This window comes from Pseudomonas sp. 18175, from assembly GCF_050432925.1.
Classification (GTDB): Bacteria; Pseudomonadota; Gammaproteobacteria; order Pseudomonadales; family Pseudomonadaceae; genus Aquipseudomonas.
Map to the genome: position 1 here is coordinate 1 of NZ_JBKFTO010000053.1, position 1,214 is coordinate 1,214.

General features: G+C 55.8%; 1 protein-coding gene. It reads right to left on the reverse strand.

Annotated features, from left to right (window positions below; all coding sequences use genetic code 11):
- Window positions 1-38: 38 nt before the first annotated feature.
- Window positions 39-1,214, reverse strand: a 1,176-nt coding sequence (locus ACLD1Y_RS31575; RefSeq protein WP_429481543.1) for a transposase, incomplete at its 5' end; no start/stop codon positions are given.

Here is a 1,214-nt window from a genome sequence, read left to right on the forward strand (position 1 = left end):
CATGCCTTTCAAGGTCGGCGTTTAAAAGCTGTTTAAAGTCATGTTTCAGCCTGTTTATTCGACTTGGCAGCCCTAAGCACCCGGTCGGTTGAGACGTGAACTCGCGCTGCCTTTCCGTCCAACCACTCCTTGGATTTGGCAACTTTAGGGCCGCGCGGGCTTTTTGCGACGGCCTTGGGTTTGATCAGCCTCGCCAGAGCCAGCAACCGCTCTGCCAGCCCTTTCGAGGTCTTTTCGAGCGGGAAATTTTCTGCCGGCAAGGCAATCTGCATTCCCTCATAGCCGCTGCGTACATGCACCGCTAAATGGAAGATTGAGGCCTCCCAACCCTCTGGCTGTGTTTCGCGGTGTGCCTGGTCAACGCTGCGTTTGAGAACCGACAAAACGTTGTAAGCCAGAACGGCCGAGGCAAACCCCAACAGCGCGGCTTTAGGGCTTCCAAGACTTTTAATTTCGCTGTCCAGCACCGCTTCAAGTCGTTGGAACATCCCTTCAATCGTCCAGCGGCGACGATATAAATCAGCTATCTGGCAGGCACTGACGGTGTCGGGCAAATTGCTCCAGAACCACATCACCAAATCACCTGACTCATTTGCCGTTTGTAGGCTCAACTCAACGCGCCGCCAGCGGCGGCCACCTTTGACTTCGATGATCTGCTCACGAACGGTTCCACTATCCACGCTACCTGACTCTTGCCAGTCGCTTTCTTGCATCAGTCGCGGATGCTTGCTGTGTTGACGCACGATGAATGAAGCCCCGGTTTCCTCGCAGGCTTGTAGGACGGGTAACGTGCAATAAAGCCGATCTGCCATCCACAACTGACCCGCGCTTGCGCGGGCCAGTAGCGGTAAAACACTGACCCGCTCGCTAGCGTGTGCATCCTCACAAGGTTGAATATCAACGACTAAATCCAGGTCAGGGTCGTAGGCCACTACGGAAAACCCTGGGCGAGTAGCACCTCGTTGAGTGCGCAAAGGGCCTAACCGTTTTTCTGTGGAGGGCAAGTGATTACCATCGACAACACGCAACTGCCAGCCCGGCAGAATCGATGAATGACCGAGCGTTTTGATGGTCGGTTCCAAGCGCTCGGCACTACCCGAAATCAGTGCCCGAAGCAGCTCTGGCTCAGTGCGATTGACCTTTTCATAAAGCGCCGCAAGGCTGACCGAAAGCCCCTCCGCTTTACGCGCGGCGGCGTGCAGCGAAGGCCTCAG